The 1,646-nt window shown below is 57.0% G+C and carries 1 protein-coding gene; it reads right to left on the minus strand.

Going from position 1 to position 1,646, the window contains the following annotated elements; all coding sequences use genetic code 11:
* Nucleotides 1-86: 86 nt before the first annotated feature.
* Nucleotides 87-1,550: an integrase core domain-containing protein gene (locus tag EAW56_RS12045; RefSeq protein WP_122086791.1), complete on the minus strand. Its 1,464-nt coding sequence runs from the start codon at nucleotides 1,548-1,550 to the stop codon at nucleotides 87-89.
* Between the last annotated feature and the right edge of the window lie 96 nt (nucleotides 1,551-1,646).

Below are 1,646 nucleotides of genomic sequence, written 5' to 3' on the forward strand. Positions count from 1 at the left end.
TGTTATGTCCATAGAGTTTTTGGACAAGGAGTCCAATGACTTTTTGGACACGGAATCTATGGAGTTCTTGGACAGTTTCTAGCGGGTCATTCTGGTGGCCTGCGCTTCGGTCGGGGTTTGGACAGTTTCGGGTTCATCCGCGGCGGCCTGCGGTGCTTCATTCCTTCAACGAGGTTGATGTTGATCTGCCCGCCTGGTGGCCTGTGGCTCAGTGTGACCGGCAGTGGCACGCTGAAGAGGAACTCACCGTCGTGGGCCGTGAAGAACTCCGCGACATCGTCGTTCGTGACCGTGGCGTAGAGCTTGCGGTTTTTGAATCTTAGGCCGATGTAGAGCCCGTAGCTACACACACGAACGACACCGTCTTTGCTCACGCGGAGCTTTTCCGGGATGCCCCAATCGTTTGTTGATTGTATGGTCGGCACCGTTAGTGTGGGGGTATCGGTGCCAGGTATGCCGTGTGAAGCTGCTATGTCATCGGTGCTGGTCTCGGGTGAAGTTGCCGCTTCCCCGGGGCCGTTTCTCACTTCGTTTGCTGCCTGCGGGTTGTGCGCCTGGTTGTAGGCAAGCACGCGGGCCCAGACCTGATCTGGATCAAGTGGTTGCGTGGGCGAAGGTGCTTTGGGGAAGGTCTCGAAAGCCTGGCGTGGAGTGATGTGCATCTTGCCGACCAGCAGTGATTGGTGCCGTCGTCGTTCGTTGTACACGTGCCGATACTCAGCCAGATACGTGTTGACCTCGGCAAGGCTTACTGGGTGGCGAGCGTCGAGAAACTGGGTCAGCGTGCGGTGGGAGCGTTCGTCTTTGCCTTGGGTTGTCGGCGCGAATCCAGCAATGGCGAGTACACCTTCGCTGGCAAGCCAGGTTTCAGTCGCTGTGAGGTATCCACGGTGGTAGGCGGCAAACGCGTCGCCGTTGTCGGAAAGGATCTCTTGGGGTTTGCCGTAGGTGGCGAACGCTTCAGCGAGCACGGCGCGAGCGTCAGTACCGTTTTCCGGCAATGCAAATGCTTTGCTTCCGACGTCGAATCTGCTCGCGTCGTCGATGACCTGGTAGATCGTCACGAGCGTGTGCGCATGGTCGAAGAGACGATAGACCAGCCCATCGATCTGCCAGAGTTCACCGACGAAGTCACGGGCGAAGCGTCTATAGGAACTCCTCGGCCGTTTGCGGGCATTAACGTCGACAAACCCCAGCTCATGGAGCCATGAGGCGATTGTGGAACGTGAAGGGGTGCGATCGGCACCGACGGAGTCGAACAAGAAGTAGTAGATCGACCAAGGCCCGTAATCCAAGCCCTGTTCCATCAGCTTTTGCCTGGCGTGGACGACGGCGATCTTGTCGGCGTCCTGAAATTTTCCGGCCGGGTGCTTCGGTGCAGTCGAATCTGGCACGATGCCGGATCGACCCTTCTGCGTGATCCGGTTTTTGATGTTGTGGTACGTCTGCCGCGAGATGCCCAGTTCTTTGCAAAACTGCGTGATCGTTTTGCCGTCACGAACGGGATCGAAATCTGCGACCTTTCTGCGCTTGTGTAGTGGAATAGCCATCCGGCTATTCCACCGCTGTAGGCGTCCAAAAAGCTACTAGACATCCTGTCCAAAAACCTCCTGGACTCCTTGTCCAAAAAGTCCCTAGACATGACA

The sequence above is a fragment of the Corynebacterium gottingense genome (assembly GCF_003693265.1).
Taxonomy (GTDB): domain Bacteria; phylum Actinomycetota; class Actinomycetes; order Mycobacteriales; family Mycobacteriaceae; genus Corynebacterium; species Corynebacterium gottingense.